Source organism: Bacillus sp. JJ864, from assembly GCF_036963045.1.
GTDB lineage: Bacteria > Bacillota > Bacilli > Bacillales > Bacillaceae_G > Bacillus_A > Bacillus_A pseudomycoides_C.
On sequence record NZ_JBALLY010000001.1, the window covers coordinates 22,608 to 41,554 of the forward strand.

The 18,947-nt window shown below is 35.8% G+C and carries 21 protein-coding genes; 7 read left to right on the top strand and 14 right to left on the bottom strand.

What is annotated here, in order from left to right:
- Positions 1-7: 7 nt before the first annotated feature.
- A complete protein-coding gene (locus V7024_RS00145) occupies positions 8-286 on the top strand; it encodes a hypothetical protein (protein WP_306194015.1) in 279 nt (92 codons plus the stop codon).
- A gap of 28 nt (positions 287-314) precedes the next feature.
- Here V7024_RS00145 and V7024_RS00150 read toward each other — a convergent pair whose 3' ends face one another.
- The 4 genes from V7024_RS00150 to V7024_RS00165 form a co-directional block, all read right to left on the bottom strand.
- Positions 315-647 carry a DUF3909 family protein gene (locus V7024_RS00150; RefSeq protein WP_098914545.1) on the bottom strand — a complete coding sequence of 111 codons (333 nt, stop codon included), beginning with the start codon at positions 645-647 and terminating at the stop codon, positions 315-317.
- Positions 648-651: 4 nt separating this feature from the next.
- Positions 652-1,536 (bottom strand): NAD(P)-dependent oxidoreductase, encoded by an 885-nt coding sequence (locus tag V7024_RS00155; RefSeq protein ID WP_335513979.1) that lies wholly within the window; start codon positions 1,534-1,536, stop codon positions 652-654.
- Positions 1,533-2,660 (bottom strand): serine hydrolase domain-containing protein, encoded by a 1,128-nt coding sequence (locus tag V7024_RS00160; RefSeq protein WP_335513982.1) that lies wholly within the window; start codon positions 2,658-2,660, stop codon positions 1,533-1,535. The genes V7024_RS00155 and V7024_RS00160 overlap by 4 nt, the downstream gene beginning before the upstream one ends.
- Positions 2,661-2,757: 97 nt before the next feature.
- Complete coding sequence (locus V7024_RS00165) at positions 2,758-4,050, bottom strand: sensor domain-containing diguanylate cyclase (protein ID WP_335514151.1); 1,293 nt, start codon at positions 4,048-4,050, stop codon at positions 2,758-2,760.
- A gap of 330 nt (positions 4,051-4,380) precedes the next feature.
- On the opposite strand from V7024_RS00165, the gene V7024_RS00170 reads away from it, so the two are divergent.
- The 3 genes from V7024_RS00170 to V7024_RS00180 all read left to right on the top strand — a co-directional run bounded on the left by V7024_RS00170 (position 4,381) and on the right by V7024_RS00180 (position 5,957).
- The gene (locus V7024_RS00170) at positions 4,381-4,998 is read left to right on the top strand and encodes a nitroreductase family protein (RefSeq protein WP_335513985.1); all 618 of its coding nucleotides are present in this window, start codon (positions 4,381-4,383) and stop codon (positions 4,996-4,998) included.
- Between the two features lie 211 nt (positions 4,999-5,209).
- Positions 5,210-5,428 carry a hypothetical protein gene (locus V7024_RS00175; RefSeq protein ID WP_028411060.1) on the top strand — a complete coding sequence of 73 codons (219 nt, stop codon included), beginning with the start codon at positions 5,210-5,212 and terminating at the stop codon, positions 5,426-5,428.
- A gap of 226 nt (positions 5,429-5,654) precedes the next feature.
- A complete protein-coding gene (locus V7024_RS00180) occupies positions 5,655-5,957 on the top strand; it encodes a DUF3915 family protein (protein WP_335513989.1) in 303 nt (100 codons plus the stop codon).
- Positions 5,958-6,314: 357 nt separating this feature from the next.
- Here V7024_RS00180 and ptsP read toward each other — a convergent pair whose 3' ends face one another.
- The 4 genes from ptsP to glcT all read right to left on the bottom strand — a co-directional run bounded on the left by ptsP (position 6,315) and on the right by glcT (position 11,662).
- The gene (ptsP, locus tag V7024_RS00185) at positions 6,315-8,027 is read right to left on the bottom strand and encodes a phosphoenolpyruvate--protein phosphotransferase (protein WP_335513993.1); all 1,713 of its coding nucleotides are present in this window, start codon (positions 8,025-8,027) and stop codon (positions 6,315-6,317) included.
- Complete coding sequence (ptsH, locus tag V7024_RS00190; RefSeq protein ID WP_020059386.1) at positions 8,027-8,290, bottom strand: phosphocarrier protein HPr; 264 nt, start codon at positions 8,288-8,290, stop codon at positions 8,027-8,029. Before ptsH ends, ptsP begins: the two co-directional genes overlap by 1 nt.
- Positions 8,291-8,428: 138 nt before the next feature.
- Positions 8,429-10,489, bottom strand: a complete 2,061-nt coding sequence (ptsG, locus tag V7024_RS00195) for a glucose-specific PTS transporter subunit IIBC (RefSeq protein ID WP_335513996.1) — start codon at positions 10,487-10,489, stop codon at positions 8,429-8,431.
- Positions 10,490-10,813: 324 nt separating this feature from the next.
- Positions 10,814-11,662: a glucose PTS transporter transcription antiterminator GlcT gene (gene glcT / locus V7024_RS00200; protein ID WP_335514000.1), complete on the bottom strand. Its 849-nt coding sequence runs from the start codon at positions 11,660-11,662 to the stop codon at positions 10,814-10,816.
- A gap of 164 nt (positions 11,663-11,826) precedes the next feature.
- Here glcT and V7024_RS00205 point away from each other — a divergent pair, with 164 nt between their 5' ends.
- Positions 11,827-12,642, top strand: coding sequence for an HAD family hydrolase (locus tag V7024_RS00205; RefSeq protein WP_335514003.1), 816 nt, complete (start codon positions 11,827-11,829; stop codon positions 12,640-12,642).
- 29 nt (positions 12,643-12,671) lie between these two features.
- On the opposite strand, the gene V7024_RS00210 is transcribed toward V7024_RS00205, so the two are convergent.
- The 6 genes from V7024_RS00210 to V7024_RS00235 all read right to left on the bottom strand — a co-directional run bounded on the left by V7024_RS00210 (position 12,672) and on the right by V7024_RS00235 (position 18,057).
- Positions 12,672-13,403 (bottom strand): GntR family transcriptional regulator, encoded by a 732-nt coding sequence (locus tag V7024_RS00210; protein ID WP_335514006.1) that lies wholly within the window; start codon positions 13,401-13,403, stop codon positions 12,672-12,674.
- Positions 13,333-14,121 carry a glucosamine-6-phosphate deaminase gene (locus V7024_RS00215; RefSeq protein WP_335514009.1) on the bottom strand — a complete coding sequence of 263 codons (789 nt, stop codon included), beginning with the start codon at positions 14,119-14,121 and terminating at the stop codon, positions 13,333-13,335. Before V7024_RS00215 ends, V7024_RS00210 begins: the two co-directional genes overlap by 71 nt.
- The gene (nagA, locus tag V7024_RS00220; RefSeq protein WP_335514154.1) at positions 14,122-15,264 is read right to left on the bottom strand and encodes an N-acetylglucosamine-6-phosphate deacetylase; all 1,143 of its coding nucleotides are present in this window, start codon (positions 15,262-15,264) and stop codon (positions 14,122-14,124) included. It abuts the gene before it with no gap.
- Positions 15,265-15,684: 420 nt separating this feature from the next.
- Entirely contained in the window at positions 15,685-16,587 is a 903-nt protein-coding gene (locus V7024_RS00225) for a ComEC/Rec2 family competence protein (protein WP_335514012.1), read from the bottom strand.
- A gap of 77 nt (positions 16,588-16,664) precedes the next feature.
- Positions 16,665-17,237, bottom strand: coding sequence for an SMC-Scp complex subunit ScpB (gene scpB / locus V7024_RS00230; RefSeq protein ID WP_098915159.1), 573 nt, complete (start codon positions 17,235-17,237; stop codon positions 16,665-16,667).
- A gap of 88 nt (positions 17,238-17,325) precedes the next feature.
- Positions 17,326-18,057 (bottom strand): segregation/condensation protein A, encoded by a 732-nt coding sequence (locus tag V7024_RS00235; RefSeq protein ID WP_335514015.1) that lies wholly within the window; start codon positions 18,055-18,057, stop codon positions 17,326-17,328.
- A 181-nt stretch (positions 18,058-18,238) separates the two neighbouring features.
- Between V7024_RS00235 and V7024_RS00240 the strand changes: the two genes are divergently transcribed.
- Positions 18,239-18,325 (top strand): YjcZ family sporulation protein, encoded by an 87-nt coding sequence (locus tag V7024_RS00240; RefSeq protein ID WP_196810697.1) that lies wholly within the window; start codon positions 18,239-18,241, stop codon positions 18,323-18,325.
- Between the two features lie 87 nt (positions 18,326-18,412).
- Positions 18,413-18,931, top strand: a complete 519-nt coding sequence (locus tag V7024_RS00245; RefSeq protein WP_335514018.1) for a DUF309 domain-containing protein — start codon at positions 18,413-18,415, stop codon at positions 18,929-18,931.
- Positions 18,932-18,947: the final 16 nt, after the last annotated feature.

The following is an 18,947-nucleotide window of genomic DNA, read 5'->3' on the forward strand; positions in this document are numbered from 1 at the left end:
GGAATACATGGAATTAATTTTAGCAATTCTTTTTGGTGTCGTTTGCGGGGCTATACCTGCTGTCGTGGGGGCTATTATGGATGAGTTAGAAATTGGTATGATTGGTTTCGTCGCATCTACTGTAAGCGCTTTATTTTTTGGTTTATATGGTGCGGTTCCTGTTGGTATACTGTTTGCCTTCTATATATTACGTCATGCTCGCACAAAACGATTTACTCGAAACAGAATGGCTGAAGTGATTCCCTTTCCAATTGAAAAAGCACGCCGGGCAACAAGCCTTTCCTAAATAAAAAAAGTCCTCATGTGAGGACTTTTTATTTATTCTCTTCTAAAAATTGAAACAGCTCCTGTAAATGAAGCGCATCGTCTCCATAGCTAACCGAAACATAAAATTTCCCGTCTACTTCTGCATTCATATATAAATCAATAAGATCACGCTCATATTTTAGTGCTAAATAAAATTCCATCTCTTCTAACATTTCTTTCGTTGTTCGAATAACATAACGACCTGTTGCATCTCTGCCATATTCAAATACCGGTTCAAAGTTATACTTCTTTTTAAACGCAGCTAGTTGCTTGTCATTAATAAAAGTCGTTTCTGTACACTGTACTGTGCGAATAATATTATCGAACTTTTCTAAACTCATACAATTACTCCTTTATGTACTGTTTATATAATGCTTGTGTTCCGCTATTTTCTTCACCATCTTGCATCAATTGCTCATATAATTCTCTTGCAAGAGTTAAGCCAGGTGCAGATAATCCAAGTTGCTCTGCTTCTGCTAAGGCAATGTTCATATCTTTCATAAAGTGTTTCACGTAAAATCCTGGTTCAAAATCACCTTGTAACATACGAGGTGCTAAATTACTTAATGACCAGCTGCCTGCTGCACCAGTAGAAATACTTTGTAGCACTTTTTCCGGATGTAACCCTGCCTTTTTTGCATAAGCAAGTGCTTCACATACACCAAGCATATTAGATGCAATCGCAATTTGATTGCACATTTTTGTATGATGACCACTACCTGCTTTTCCTTGCAGCATAATATTTTTTCCTAACAGTTCAAATAATGGTAAACATGCTTTATATACTTCTTCGTCTCCGCCAATCATGATTGCAAGACGCCCCTCTTTTGCTCCAATATCTCCACCCGATACAGGAGCATCTAATACATAAATCCCCTTGCTCTTTCCTTCTTCGTAAATACGTTTCGCCAAAGTTGGTGTTGATGTTGTAAAGTCAATCGTAATCGTTCCTTGTTTTGCGTGAGTAAGAATTCCATTTGCACCAAAGTATACTTCCTCTACATCATGCGGATATCCAACCATAGTCATTACGACATCTACTGTTTTTGCAATTTCCTTTGAAGAATCACACCAATGTGCACCTTCTTCAATTAAATCTGCAGTTTTTTCTTTTGTACGATTATATACGTACACCGTATAGCCTGCCTTTAGTAAATGACGCACCATACTTTTTCCCATAACACCAGTACCGACAAAACCAATAGAAGTTGGTGGTAATAACTGCTTCATTTTTTCATCTCCTCTTTTTCTAACAAATCACTCACAAGTTTGCGAAATTCGGTATTAAACTCATCATTAATTCCATTTTGCACATTTGAAAATACAGTGACAAATAGTTTTTTATCCCAATTAAAGTTATTAAATGTATTCCATCCCGAAAGTACACCATGATTGTGATAATAATCTGGATATATATATAAGCTAAATGCGTATTTTCTGTCTGCGGGTGGTGTTAACATTAATTTTAAACTTTCAGACGAAATAAGCTTACTTGTCATAATTGCTTCGTCTAACTTTTGCATATCATGTACTGTTGTATACATCTCACCGCATCCATATAACCAATTCATGACTAATTTTGGGGCTAATACAAGCTCATTCTCTTTCTTTTTATAGCCTTTTGAAACATTTACATCTCCTTCCGGCGCTTCTCCCATACCTGACTCTGTCATTCCTGCTGGAATAAAGATGTGCTCTGTAACGTATTGTGCTATAGATTGTCCCGAGCTTTTTTCTACAATATAAGCTAGTAACATATAATTATAATCTGTATATAGCCAGCCTTGCCCCGGTTGAAAAGCAGTTGGTTGTTGTCCAAGCCACGTTACTAAATTAAGTCGGGATGCCGCATTAACTTTCCCTTTCCCGTGTTCAGGGAGTCCTGATGTATGCGTTAATAAATGATATAATGTAATATTTTTATTCGCAGGAAAAGATGGAATATACGTATGTACATTGTCCTGTATATTTAACTTCCCTTGTTCTTGCAGCTGTAAAATCGATACAGCAATTGTCGTTTTTGTAATAGAACCAATTCGATATTTTGTTTGCGGTGTATTTTCAATTTGTTTTTGAACATCCGCAAAGCCATACCCTTTATTTATGATTGTACGCCCTTGATAGGAAACAAGGACTGATCCATTAAATTGTTTATCTTTTAGATACTGATCTAATTTTTGGGTAACAGTAGTATAATCAATTTCTTTTTCTTTTGGTTTTTCTTTCGTTGTATTAGCAGGGGCAGTTGTTTTTATTGATTGTGCTTCTTTTTTAGCAGGTACTTTAAAAAAGAAATAGCTTCCTACTAATAAAACAGAAAGTAAAAAAATAATTGTGCTCCATAACGTCTTCATTCCTAAAAATCCTCCATCGCATCTTAAATATTTACTCCCCCTCTTCCCCATTATCCGTTAATAAAAAAAAATCGCAACAATTTGTTGCGAAAAAATATTACATTTTTTCTTTTCGATATAAGCAAACTTGATTTTTCCCCTTCTTCTTTGCTTCATATAATGCAACATCTGCTCGGTGCATTAACATTTCTTTTGAAATTCCATTTTCAAATGCAGCGACACCAAAACTTGCGGTTATCTTTGAAATTCCAGAAAGTTTTTTTGTTTCAATAAAAAAACGAAGCGATTCTGCAATTTGAAATGCTTCTTTTTCTGTTGTTTGAGACAAAAAAATAACAAATTCTTCTCCGCTCCACCGCGCAAAAACATGATGCGGCTGTAATTTTGCTGTTACAAGCTCCGTCAATTGTACCAATGCTAAATCTCCAAAATCATGCCCATACGTGTCATTTACTTTTTTAAAATTATCCAGTTCAAATAAAACAAGAGCAAATGATTGGTTCATTCGTATAGCTGTTTCCCAACCTTCTGAAAATAATCTTTGAAACTTTATCCTATTATAAATATTTGTTAGAGAATCAGTTGTTGCTAAACGCTCTTGCTCTTTATATTCTTCTTCTAGCTCTGTAATATCTGTACATGTCGCGATAAATCTCGATACATCATTTGGTAACGGAGCAAGACGTAACAAGAATACTCTTTCTTCTCCAACCTCATTATACATTTTAATTTTTCTTGAATGCGTTAAGCAATCATCAATCCACATTGTATTATTTTCCGCAATGTAATACCCATTCTCCTGGGCAAAATGTTCTGCAAATGTCATATGATGCTCATGGTATGACATAAGATCTTCATATCCGAAAAAACGCAAAAAATTCGTATTACAATCTATAATTTCATCATCTTCTAAAATAAGGAATAAATCATTCTGAAAATCAAATATCATTTGAAGTAATTCTTGCTGTAACATGACTTGTTTTACTAATGATAACTCATACACACTCTTTTGCACTTCAGCAAGTACAGATTGCGGCGTAATTGGAGATAATACAATGTTTCGTATACCAAGTTTAATAAGGTCAACAAATTGAGATGTTACTTCTTCACTCCATACAATGATAAACGATTTATCTGAAGTGAAGAGTTCTTTTACAAAATCAACCTGAGAAGCTTGCGAGATGTATATAATGACAATTTGCGGTTGAACTTTTTCAAACAATATTTTTCCTTCTTTAAAACTATGTGCCAAAAACATACACTTTGGCTTTAACATTGTAATTGTCTGCCGATCGTTATGCCCTTCTTCAATATACAATACATTCATATCAAGATCCTGTAATACATTTTGAAAAACTGTATGTTCCAGCAAAAAACGTAGAATGTGCACCATTAGGTCTTCACTCACTTCATTTATCCCATTCTTACACTCTACTACAGAGTTACTCTTAAGAACTTGATTTGTTCAACAAACCATCGTTTGGCAGTTTCACGTTATATAAACCCATCAAAGCACTGTTTCATCTTTTTATTGTATGTCAACAATAGATAAGACGTCTGTGCGAATATCTTCTATTATCCATATCTTTTTTTAAAAGACTTGACAATAGAAATGTATATATTATATCCTTTTACAGTACCAACTTACAAAATGTAAGTAAAGAACATTTTTTTCGTTCGAAATGATTTACAATTAGAAACGAAGCTTGGAGGAACTATAATGACAAAGCAAGATTTCTTTACTGTTTTATACGAACGTACATCTAATCGTGCTTTCAACCCTGAAAAAGAAATTTCTAAAGAGGAACTAAATGACATTTTAAAAGCTGCTGGCCAAGCACCATCAGCATGGAATCTACAACATTGGAAATTCCTTGTATTCCAAGGAGAAGATGTGCAACGTCGTTTACATCCAATCGCATATAATCAACAACAAATTCTAGATGCCTCTGCAGTTGTTGCTATATTAGGCGACCTAGAAGCATATAAAAGTGTTGATTCTGTATACGGTCCACTTGTAGAACAAGGACTTATGCAGGAAGAAGCAAAAAATCGTTTAGCTCAAAATATTGAAAGTGCATATCAACGTGAACAATACCCGCGTGATGCAGCGTTCTCAAACGCATCTTTAGCAGCAATGCAACTTATGCTTGCAGCAAAAGCAACTGGTTGGGATACATGTGCAATTGGAGGATTCAACTCACAAGCATTAATAGAGGAGTTTAACGTTTCTAATCGTTACATTCCAATTATGTTAATTACAATCGGTGAATCTACATTAGCAGGACACCCAGCACCACGCATGAGCGTAGAACAAGTAACAGAATGGGCAAAATAAAACCTCCATCAGTGGAGGTTTTTTTCATCCTTCACTTATGGAACCTCTCACCAATTGTACACATGACAACAGTAATCCTCTACCTATCTTCCTCTCTCTGAATCTTAAGTGAGGATTACTACCCCAGAATAACGAGTTGGAATCTAAAGGTGCTTTTTTGTTACAATTGTGATACAATAGTAACAAATTGATAACAAATGAGGGATTTTCGTTGAATTTATATGGAAGCTTTATCGCCATATTGTGCTACATAGTCACCGTACTGCTTCTGTACTTCGTTGGGGATATGACAAATATTGCGATGCTACAGTTTTCAAAAGAAACAACGCTTCAATCAGAAATTAATCAGTATGCCTCTCGCTCCTTTGTACCATTACTATTAGCACTTCCTGTATATATCATCGTTTTATATAAAAGCAAAAAAATATAAAGACTGCCTTTATAAAAAAGAGGCAGTCTTTTTTATATACATATCCGCTTTTTGTCCAAACTCTCATTTCCCTATTCTCATATGTTATAAGAGGAATAACAACAATCTACCTAAAACATTTATTCCTTTCCTGAAAAATAGGAAAAAATCTAAAAAAATTCTTTACTACGTCCAAGCAAAGCATGTACCTAGAGCATATCTTATTAATGTGAAGGGGGTGAGAATTATGTTCGGAGGATGTTTTGGATTTGATGGCTGCCGTAGCGGTTTACGCAGCGACCGCCGTTTACGTAGCGACCGCCGTACTGGTGACCGCCGTACTGGTAATAGAAATCGTTTTTGCAACGTTCTTAGAAATCTTTCAATCGGTACTCAAATCGCTCTATTAACAATCAGAGATAACGGTACTTTTAATAACGTTGTATTTGAAGGCTTCTCAAATGGCGTAGCACTTTTCTCAGGAGGAAACATTACTGGTTCAGGTTTATTACGTGTTTGCCCATTTGATGTTGTAGCTATCGCTTTCTAATAAAAGTAAGCACTTCCCAGGAAAGCAATAGCTTTCCTGGTTTTATTTATACTGCAGGTTGATTGACTCGAAAACAATTAGATATATAAATCCATATTAATTTTCCGACATATAAGTCGCTGCTATGCAGACTACAACATGACCTATACTCGCTTGCTCCCTTTATTTGAAACCTCGCCTGTGGCAGGAAAAGGCCCTGACCGCTTCTATGCACGGCTAGATGCTCTCGTCCTCCCCTCAAAAGAAAGGGGTTTTATGCCATTTTTTCACCTTGTATTTATACAAGAATACAAGGTGAAAAAATAAATTGTATAAAAAAACCTGAGACCGATTTCAAATCAGTCCCAGGTTTTTTCATTAAATACTTTTTACAAGTTCTACTACTTCTTCAGCAGTTGACATGTTTAAAGCTTTTTGTGCTAATTCTTCCATTTGCACTTTTGAAAGTTTGCGAATTTGTGTTCTCGCTGGAAGAATAGATGTTGCACTCATACTAAACTCATCTAATCCTAATCCAACTAACAATGGAATTGCTAGAGCATCTCCTGCCATCTCACCGCACATACCAGCCCATTTTCCTTCTTTATGAGCTGCATCAATAACCATTTTTACAAGGCGTAAAATCGCTGGATTATATGGTTGATATAGGTATGATACGCGTTCATTCATACGATCCGCTGCCATTGTGTATTGAATTAAGTCGTTCGTTCCAATAGAGAAGAAATCTACTTCTTTTGCAAATTGGTCAGCCAATACCGCTGAAGCAGGAATTTCAACCATCATACCTACTTCAATAGCGTCTGAAACAGCTGCATTAGCTTGTACAAGTTTCTCTTTCTCTTCTAATAAAACTGCTTTTGCTTGACGGAATTCATCAAGAGTTGCAATCATCGGGAACATAATTTTTAAGTTGCCGTATACACTTGCACGAAGCAAAGCACGCAGTTGTGTACGGAAGATATCCTGTTCTTCTAAGCATAAACGAATTGCACGGTAGCCTAAGAACGGGTTCATTTCTTTTGGTAAATGTAAGTATGGAAGTTCTTTATCGCCACCAATGTCAAGTGTACGAACAACAACTGGCTGACCTTCTCCTACACCCTCAAGAACAGATTTGTATGCTTCAAATTGTTCTTCTTCTGTTGGAAGATTGTCACGGCCCATGTATAAGAATTCTGTACGATATAAGCCAACGCCTTCACCGCCGTTATCAATAATACCTTTTACATCTTTCGGTGTACCGATGTTTGCTACAAGCTCAACATGTTGATTATCAGCTGTAACTGTTGCTTCATTCTTTAATTTTGCCCATTCTGCTTTTTGTTCTTCAAATTGTGCTTTCTTTTCTTCATAAGCACGAAGTGTTTCTTCAGATGGGTTTACAATTACTTCTCCGTCTAAACCGTCGATAATTACGATATCGCCGTTTTGGATTTGTTCCATAACAACTTTTGTACCAACAACAGCTGGTATTTCCATAGAGCGAGCCATAATTGCAGAGTGAGATGTACGTCCACCAATATCAGTTGTAAAACCTTTTGCATATTCACGGTTTAACTGCGCTGTATCAGATGGTGTTAAATCTTCTGCAATAATGATTACTTCTTCAGAAATTGTGCTAGGGTTTGAGAAGTTAATTCCAAGTAGATGTGCAATAACACGCTTTGTCACATCACGAATATCCGCTGCACGTTCTTTCATATATTCGTTATCCATGCTCTCAAACATAGTAATGAACATTGACGCAACTTCATCCATCGCAAATTCAGCGTTTACTTTCTCGTTTTTCACTTTATCTTTCACTGGATTTACTAGTTCTGGATCATTTAATACTAGTAAATGTGCTTCAAAGATAGCAGCTTTATCAGCACCAAGCTCAGCAAAAGCATGATTTTTAATTGCTTCTAATTCAGATTTTGATTTCTCAAGCGCAGCTTCTAAGCGTGCGATTTCCGCAGCTTCATCCGAAATCATTTTCTTTACAAGGTTAAATTCAGGATTTTCTAAACGGAATGCCTTTGCAATGGCAATACCACTTGATGCAGCAATCCCTTTAATGTTAAGAGTCATTATTCTCCTAATCCTTCGTTTTTCATAGTTTCTTCGATAGCTGCTACTGCTTGAGCTGCATCATCACCATTTGCAGTAATCTTGATTTCTGCGCCTTGTTGAATACCTAAAGACATAACACCCATAATTGATTTTAAGTTTACAGTTTTGCCATTATACTCTAAGTTAATATCTGCACCAAATTTGCTTGCAGTGTTTACAAGTAAAGTTGCTGGACGAGCATGAATTCCAGAGTCACTAGTTACTTTAAAGATTTTTTCCATAATGATCTATCTCCTTTAAACTACAGTATATTTGAAGTTGTCTAGATGTGAGTATAACATCATCTATATTGTATATAATGGGCAATGCTCGGTCAACCACATCGCCCATTATAATTATAAACATTTTGCGTCTAAATCTTAATGAATGTCAATAACGTTTGTTTCACCTTTCTTGACATTACCTTGCTTTTTGATTTCAACTTTTTGTCCTTCTTGTAAGTTTGTGAAAACAATTGGCGTAATAATAGAAGGTGCATTTTCTTTTACAAACGCTATATCTACTTTTAATAACGGCTGGCCTTGTGTTACTTTGTCTCCTTGAGAAACTAACGCTTCAAAGCCTTCTCCATTTAATTTTACTGTATCAATACCGAAGTGAATTAAAATTTCTTTTCCGCCTTCTGATTGAATACCGATTGCATGTTTTGTTGGGAATACGTTCACAATTTCACCATTTACAGGAGATACTACTGTTCCTTCTGTTGGTTCGATCGCAAAACCATCCCCCATCATTTTTCCAGAAAACACTTGGTCTGGCACTTCAGTAATTGGTAAGATTTTACCTTCAATTGGAATCGTAATTACTTCATTTGCATCTTTTTGTACAGGTGCTTCTACTTTCGCAGGTGCTTCTTTTTTAACATGCACTGCACGACCTGCCATAATATCTTGAATTTGTGATTTTAATGTATCAGATTTTGGGCCGAAGATAGCTTGAATATTGTTACCAACTTCAAGAACACCTGCTGCTCCAAGCTCTTTTAAACGATCTTTGTTTACATCCTTTTGTTCCTTTACTTGCACACGTAAACGAGTAATACAAGCATCTAAAGAAGCGATGTTTTCTTTTCCGCCAAGTGCTACTAAAATCTCACCTGGAAGTTCGCCTGCTTCTACAGTTCCTGCTACATCAGTATCTGATACTACATCACGACCTGGTGTTTTTAAATCCCATTTGCGAATTGCAAAGCGGAATCCGAAGTAGTAAATCACTGCTAGTACTAGACCAACAATAATTACCCACCACCATGCTGTACGGTTTGGTAATACACCGAATAAGATAAAGTCAATTAAACCACCAGAGAATGTCATCCCGATTTTAACGTTTAAAATTTGCATAGTCATAAATGATAAACCAGCAAATACTGCATGTATTCCAAATAATACAGGTGCTACGAATAAGAATGAGAACTCAATCGGTTCTGTAATACCAGTTAAGAAAGATGTTAACGCAGCAGAAGCTAAAATACCAGCTGCTATTTTTTTATTTTCTGGACGTGCTTCATGATACATCGCTAACGCTGCTGCTGGAAGACCGAACATCATGAACGGGAATTTACCAGTTGTAAATGTACCAGCTGTTAACTCCACACCATCTTTTAATTGTGCCATGAAAATCTTTTGGTCACCGTGAATAACGTCACCTGCTGCATTTGTATATTGACCAAACTCAAACCAGAATGGCGCATAGAAAATATGATGTAATCCAAATGGAATTAAAGAACGCTCAATTAAACCGAATATAAATGCTGCTAGTGTTTTATTTGTATCAATCATGTGATGCGAGAATGAATTCAAACCGCCTTGAATTGTCGGCCAAATAAAGCACATTAAAATCCCTAAAATTAAAGAGAATGTTGCTGTTGCAATTGGTACGAAACGTTTACCAGCAAAGAATCCTAAGTATGATGGTAATTCAATATTAAAGTACTTATTATAACAATATGCTGCTAATATCCCTACGAGAATACCACCAAACACTCCCGTTTGAAGTGTTGGAATGCCTAATACACTTGCATAAGATGGATCTGCAAAACCAGTTTTAATTGGATCTCCAGCTTTGCTTGTTACTTGAACTAACTTGTCTACTCCTAAGAACACGCTCATCGTTTTGTTCATAATCAAATATCCAACGAATGCTGCTAACCCAGCTACTCCGTCTCCATTTGCTAACCCGATGGCAACCCCTACTGCGAATAATAGTGCAAGGTTTGCGAAAATAATGTCACCGGATTGTTCCATAATTTTTGCAACTAGAACAAACCAATCTGCTTTTAACGCAGGGATATGATTTGTTAATTGCGGGTTTTGGAATGCATTACCAAATCCAAGCAAAATCCCTGCAGCCGGTAAAATGGCAACTGGTAACATAAGCGCTTTACCGACTTTTTGAAGAACACCAAAGATCTTCTTAAACATAAATATCCTTCCTCTCTTATATAATTGGTACTTTCGACAAACGCCAAAAGGCATGAGGAAAAAAAGATAGAACGATAGCTATACAAAGGGTAGTATGTCCCTTTCTTTAGCTTACATTCCTAACTTTTCTCCACTCATGCCTGATCGAATCAGTAACACGTGTCAAAAATAGGTATACGTAATAAGTTCACAAATTAAAGCAAACGTTTTCTTTGTGTACTGTTATTCATTTGTCGAATTTAGTAGAACTTTGTACTATTGATTATACATAACAATTGTAAGCGATTCAATAACTTTTTTTAACGTTTACATTTTCGACAAAATTTAAACTTGTTCAACCTTCATTAATCGCTGTAAGTGCATCGTTAAATAAATCGTTTCTGCATCATACACAGGCAGTTGCAATTGTTTTTGCATAACTTTTACAAGTTTCCAAGCCAAATTATAACACTCTGGAAATTCAGCTTTTAAAAGATCTGCAAAATTTTGTGATTCTTCCACTTTTTCACCATTCTTTACCCGTTCAATTGCATATTGCAGATGACGAACAAGACGTAAATAATGAATGCTCTCTTTGTCTAACTCGATTTGTAAGTTTGTTTCAATTAAAGAAATAAGGTGGGCAATTAATTTAGAATTTTGATTAACAGAAGATAATTCAGAGTTTGTAACAGAGCTATAAATATGCAGGGCAATAAATCCAATCTCTCCTTCAGGAAGATGAATATTTAAGCGGGAATTAATTAATTCTACAACTTCTTCTGCAATTTTATATTCTTTTGGATACAACACTTTTGTTTCCACTAAAAATGGATTATCAACTGTAAACCCTTGCTTTAACCGCTTTATTGCAAAAGCAATATGATCCGTTAAAGCAATATGAATATGCTCATTTAACGGTGTTTCTACTCGATCTTGAATATAAAACATAAGATCGTTCATTAATTCAATCAACTTCTCACTCACATGCGGAACAAGAAGTTTATATTGTTCGCGCTCACGTTCATTTGTTAACACAAACATTTTCTCAATTTGTTCTGTTTGTAACATCTCATTTACTTTTTTCCCAAACCCAATTCCTTTTCCAATGACAACTACTTCTTCATGTTCTGGATGAGCAGCAATAATAACATTATTATTTAAAACTTTTTTAATTTCGAGACAATTATCCATACAACACCACCCCCGCGCGTAAAACGTCTACTTTCATGTTACAGAACAATCTTATTTTTCGTCAATGTCAAACATCTGCCATTTTAGAAATGTCATTTTTTAGACATGAATGTACGAGATGCGTATAATGTAAGGACATACGTCTAATCGAAAGGAGAAATAGTATGATTAAAATGTTTATAAGCGATATTGATGGCACAATGATGCAACATGGAGGTGTAATCGATACCCAAGATGTACATGCACTGCGTAGCCTTGCTGACCAAAATATAATTCTTTGTTTCGCATCTGGAAGACTTGATAATGAGATTGCCGATTTAATGAATAAAGTTGATATTAACTTTCATCGAATTAGTGTGAATGGAGTATTTGTATATACACACGAAAATAAACAACTACTATCTGCAGCATTTGATTCTACTATTTTACCCGAACTGTTGTCTATAACAAACAAAGAACCATTCTTTCGTTATGTAAGTGATGAACATAATTATTACATTGAGGAAAAAACACCATTTATTCATGAACTCGAAAAGCAGGTGAAAATGACTTCCGTTGAAGAACCAAACTTGCTCGAAAAAATTGATACAACAATTTTCCCAAATAAAATTTCAGTCGGTGGTACAAAAGAAGATTTAATTATTCTTCAAAAACAAATTGAGGGACATTTCAAAGGAAAAGTAAGTACTTTTATTTCTGCCGAGCAATGTTTAGATGTAATGCCCCCAAACATTAGCAAAGGTTCCGCTATTTCTGTTTTATTAAATGAATTTAACATTCAACCTAATGAAATAGCTTGTATTGGTGATTCTTATAATGATATTCCTATGTTTGCTTTAACACATCATAGCTTTGCAATGGCTGGTGCAGACGGTGAAGTTAGGCAGCATGCATCACATATTGTTCCTTCTGTCAAAGATGCGATTGAATATGTTCTTCGTTATAATGAAGAACATAAAAATACGACTCCCTCCTTATAAGGATGAGTCGTATTTTTATTTCACTACTTTTACTTATTGCGTGAAATATTCGTAATAAATTTATAACGATCTCCTCTGTAAATACATTTCACATATTCCAGGGGCAAATCATCCTCTGCATATGACCATTGTCTCATTACAAGCACTGGCGCTTTCTTCGGTATATGAAGATGCTCTGCCTCTTCGTCTGTTGCAATAGACGCTTCAATAGATTGTGTAGCACGAACTAGCTTAAAACCTAGTCTTTTTTCTAAGTACTCATACAATGATTGCTGCAAAATTTCTTCATTAATATCTTTCACAAGAGATGGTGACAAATACGTTGTCTCAAACGCAATTGGCTCTTCATCAGCTAAGCGGATACGCCTTACTTCGTATACCGATTCTCCCTCTTGAATTCTAAGCCTATCTGCTATTTTAGCAGTAACCGGAACAAGGCGAAAGCTTAATAACGCACTACTCGGTTTCATTCCACGAGAGAGCATATCCTCTGTAAAGCCTGTCAAACCTTGCAACTTTTGTACAACTTTCGGAAGTTGTACAAAAGTGCCAATTCCACGCTTTCGATATAAATAACCTTGTTCAACTAAGTTATTAATCGCCTGTCTGATTGTCATTCGACTTACTTCAAACTTATCACATAATTCATTTTCAGATGGAATTTTATCTCCCGGCTTCCATTCACCGTATTCAATTAGTTGCTTCACCCACTCTTGAATCTGATAATAGATCGGAAATGGTGAATACTTGTCGATGTTCATCAGCAATCGCCTCACTGCATAAAGATAGAGCTTCTTGATCTGTGATTACGGTTACATTCGGATGACGTTGTAAAACTGTAGCCGGACACCCTTCGCTTACTTCCCCTTGCAACATTTCCTTCATTGCTTCTGCTTTTTTCAATCCAGAAGCGACAAGTAAAATTTGCTTCGCTTTCATAATGCTACCAATTCCCATTGTAATAGCATGTGTTGGCACGTCTTTTTCTTTTTCGAAGAAACGACGGTTTGCTTGACGGGTAGATTCTGTTAACTTCACAATATTAGTTACAGAATCAAAAGATGTTCCCGGCTCATTAAATCCGATGTGACCGTTTTCACCGATTCCAAGAATTTGTAAATCAACTGGATTGGCATCAATAATACGTTCATAACGCTTACATTCTTCTTGTAGATCGCCTGCCATTCCATTTGGTACATAAGTTTCTTTAAACGGAAGATGATTAAACAACTGTTCTTGCATAAAATAATGATAGCTGTTCTTGTCTTCATATGGTAAATTTACGTACTCATCTAAGTTTACAGTGGTTACACGGCTTGTATCAAGTTTATTTTTTCTCATTAATGCATAAACTCCTAATGGAGAGCTTCCTGTAGCCATTCCTAACACTGGGTTTTCTTTTGATTTTACAATTTTTTCAATTACTTTATAACCTGCTTCTGCTAATTCTTCTGGCGTTTTCACAACAACGATATTCATTTATTCCCCCTCTTTCATATGAATTCCTAATCGAACTGTATCTTGTACGTATAAATCCTCAGACATAATAACAAAATCCGCATCTTTTCCGGTTTCTAAAGCCCCCTTATTTACTAAACCAAATTCCTCGGCTTGGTTAACTGATGTCATAAGAACAGCTTCTTCAATGGAGCATCCAGTAAACGCTATTACGCCACGCAATGCTTCATCCATTTTCAAAATACTACCTGCTAATGTGCCATCTTCTAATCGTGCACTACCACCTTTTACGATAACTGGTTGTCCGCCAAGTTCATATAATCCATCTGCTAAACCTTTTGCACGCATCGCATCTGTAATGACGCTCATTTTTTGCGGGCCTTTTAATTTATAGGCTAATTTCACCATATCCGGATGAATGTGAATGCCATCTGTAATCACTTCGACCATTACATCTGGATTTAACAACACATGACCAACTGCACCTGGTTCACGGTGATGCAAACCACGCATTTGATTGTAAAGATGTGTTGCATGTGTAATGTTTCTACCAGTTAATTGTTCATTCGTTGCATCTGTATGTCCCATCGTACCGATAACACCTGTTTCTGCAAGATATTGTTCAAACTCACGCGCACCTTCTTCTTCAGGAGCATATGTTACGAGTTTAATTAAATTTCCACTTACTTTTTGCCATTGTTTAAATTGCTCAATATTTGCAGGGACAATGTATTCCAGCGGTTGTGCACCTGCACGTTTTTTTGAAACGTATGGGCCTTCTAAATGAATATATTCGAAATGTGCACCTTTTTCCTTTGCTTCTTTTGCAGCATTCAACGCCGCTTCAATTGCTTCAGGAGACTGTGTCATTGTTGTTGGAAAGAAAGTTGTAACCCCTTCTTGTAACATCTGTTTACCAAGAGTTACTAATCCGTCGCTATTTGCATCCATTGCATCAATATCGTATCCACCGTGAATATGAACATCAATCATGCCTGGAATGACTATATTCCCTTTTATATCATGAATCGTTTCATTTTCTTGCGGTACATACTGAGCCATCAATCCCAGATCTTGAATTTGATCAGTGTAACGAATAAAACCTCTTTCTAAAACTTCACGACCTGTATAAATTTTGGCATTGATGACAACCTGCGTTTTCATTTTCATCGATCCTTTCTCGTGTAATCCCCACTTGTATTATTACTCATTTATCTACCCCAATCATAATATACACACGAGTAGTTGTCTATACATTTAAAGTGAATTTATACTATAAGAAAAAGATAATTTATTTTCCCTACTATAATTATAATATATAGAATTGTTTATTCAAAAGACCAAATTTACAATAGATGAAGAAGTCGATAATTACATTATTTATTTTTATAACTAAATTCAAATTGCAGAACTATTTTAACAACATATACCGTCTGTTGAAGGTGCTTTGTAAAAAGACTTTTAACAGACGGTATAAACAAAGCAAGCAACTACACTCGTAAAACTACATTATATAATACATAAACACGTTTTATTAAATGGATATCAAGAAAAACTGTAGAACGTCACTGCATTATACTTATATTACTTTAACAGCGGTAAAGGTAGCTTATGCTGAATAGTAATGTTCTCACCATCTGTTTCAATTTCAACATCACTTTTTATAGTAGTATGTACAGTGACACCATGCCGATTTAAACGTTTCATCACACTTCGATGAGGATGACCGTACGGATTTTTTTTGTCATATGAAATAATAGCAAATTGCGGCGCAACAGCCGTTATAAACTGTTCACTCGTTGATGTATATGAACCGTGATGGCCAACTTTTAATACATCTGCATGTACATCATATTTCTTTATAATTTCTTCCTCTGTGTGTGTATCAGCATCCCCCATAAATAAAAAATCAGCCTTACCATAACGAATTTTCAATACAATAGATGACTCATTATTTTCTCGTTTTGATTTACCATCATTTAATACTTGAATAGCAATATGAGGATCCAGGGGAATATATTGTCCTTCTTTTACACGTAAAAATGGAACTCCTCTTTTTTTAATGCTTCTTATATACGTATGATATGTAAACGAACTATATAATTTCCCGCTATCTAGCACAAGCGCAACCGGCATTTGTTCAATAATTGGAATTAACCCTCCGATATGATCCATGTCAGGATGTGTACCGATGACAACATCTAGACGTTTAATTCCTTTTCTCATTAATTTATCAATAATAGGTTCCCCAGCTTCATACGGTCCACCATCAATTAAAATTGTTTTCCCGTTCGGTAAAGAAATAATTGTTGCGTCTCCTTGTCCAACTCTTAAAAAACTTACCGTCATCTTACCTAAATGCGTACGCTGACTTGAAAAGGAGGAAGCCGTATGTATAGAAGCATACTGACGCGTAGGGGATGCACTATTTAAAGTTATACATAATATTGCTGCAAATAGAAAAAGAGCGATACGCACATCTTTCATACACCTTCTCCTTTTTCTATTTAGTATGACGCAGCTTGGATTTCATATACAAAAAAAGCTTGGCAAAATGCCAAGCTTCACTTCGAAATTTCTTGTAAAGAACCAAAGAATAAATCCGCTTCATTCATTCCTTCTCCGTCTTCTGATAGAGAAGGTAGTTCATCTAATGTTTGTAATGCAAATGTATCTAAAAATTCTTTTGTTGTGCCGTATAAAATGGGACGTCCCGGCCCTTCTGCACGTCCTACTTCTTTAATTAATAAATGAGATACAAGCGTTTGCAGGGCTCGATCTGTTTTCACACCGCGAATCTCTTCAATTTCTGTTCTTGTAATTGGCTGGCGATAGGCGATAATCGCTAATGTTTCTAACGCTGCTTGCGATAAAGATGCAGCTGTTGGTGCATCCATCAATTTTTGATAATACGGGGCGTGCTCTTTTTTCGTTGTAAAACGATATACTTTTGCAAATTGAACAATTTGCAAACCTCGGTTCAATTGTTCATATTCTTCCTGCAGTTCTTCTACAAGCTTTATTATCTCTTTCACTTCTACCTCTAATACTTTTGCAATTTGTTCTGGGTAGATTCCTTCATCTCCTGCTACAAATAGCAGTCCCTCTATAACTGCCTTTTGTTCTTGTCTATCCAACGCTAAAAGCTCCTTTCTCACATTCTTTATCTCCATATACGTCATAAAGACCGAACATCAATATATTGCGTTCGGTCAAAGATTACAGCTATTGTTTCTTTAAAAAGATTTCATCAAAATTATGCTCTTGCTCAATAACAATTTTCTGATGTTTCATGAGTTCCAAAATTGCTAAAAATGTAACAACGACCATATCTCGATTATCATCTACAAATAAATCATAGAAACTTTGGCGACCGCCTGCAAGGTCCAATTGCTTTAAAACAGCTTCCATTCTTTGTTCAATGGGGATTTCCTCCCTAGTAACTGTAGCCGTTACTGGGCGCTGTATTTTCTTTCGACGCATGAGCTTTTGAAACGCTGCTAACATATCATATAACGTAACGTCAATCGGCAGCTTTTCATCCTCTTCTTTTTGAAACATCATATAATCAAGAGGTGGCCGTGTATATAACTGCGCTCGTTCTTGTTCTTTCTCTTTTAATTGAGTAGCAACTTGCTTGTATTTCTTATACTCAATTAAGCGCTCCATTAATTCTTGTCGAGGATCTTCGATAAACTCTTCACTGCTATCCTCTACATCCTCTTCATACTTCGGAAGCAACATTTTGCTTTTAATTTGTAATAGCGTCGCAGCCATAACTAAATATTCACTTGCAACATCAAGCTGTAATTCCTTCATCGCATGGATATATGATAAATATTGTTCTGTAATTTCCGCTACAGGAATGTTATATATATCAATTTCATAACGATTAATTAAATGTAATAATAAATCTAAAGGGCCTTCAAATGCCTCAACTTTAAAATTATATTGCACAAATCATCCCACCACATTTTTTCTGTAACATCCTAAGTATAGTGCATACTCATACACTATCCAACCTTTTTCAAAAAATTAATTAAAAATAGACGTATACCTAGGCCACAATGCCCATCCCCTTCATATGATAACAGTGTAATGAGTACATTGTAGGAGGTTACAAACTATGGGACAGCATATTTCTGGAGGTTTCCACGGCGGATTTGCTCTACTAGTTGTGTTGTTTATTTTATTAATTATTGTCGGCGCAGCTTGTTTCTGCTAACTGACATAAAGCGACTAGAGCACTCTCTAGTCGCTTTATATTTATGCTACACTATATACAACGCTGCTTAGAATAGGAGTGAAAAGCATGTATCACGGAGCATACATACAGTTTTTAATTCATTTTCATAGTGATTATGATTACTTTGAATGTCACGAAGTTTTAGAAGAACATTGGAAGGCAAAACCACGCGGAGAGCGAGAACAGCATTGGGTTGGACTTATCCAAATTGCCGTCGCTTTATATCACCATAGACGCTGTAATTGGAAAGGCGCCCAGAAAATGATGAAAAGTGCGCTATTCATTTTACAAAATGAAAAACAGCATATAGAGGCATTAGGTTTAAACTATTCAAAACTACTATTGCTTCTTGACGAGCGCTTGCACATCATACAAAATCATGAATCTTATACAACATTATTTCTCCCGTTTGCTGATTCGAATTTAGAAAACATATGTATACAATTATGCAAAACGAAAGGATTTCCTTGGAAAGACACTTCTTTCACACCAAGCGAGGACATTATTCATAAACACTCCCGTCGCAATCGTGAAGATGTGATCGCCGAACGAAATATGCAATTAAAAAAGAAAAAGCAGGGATAATGTTATCTCTGCTTTT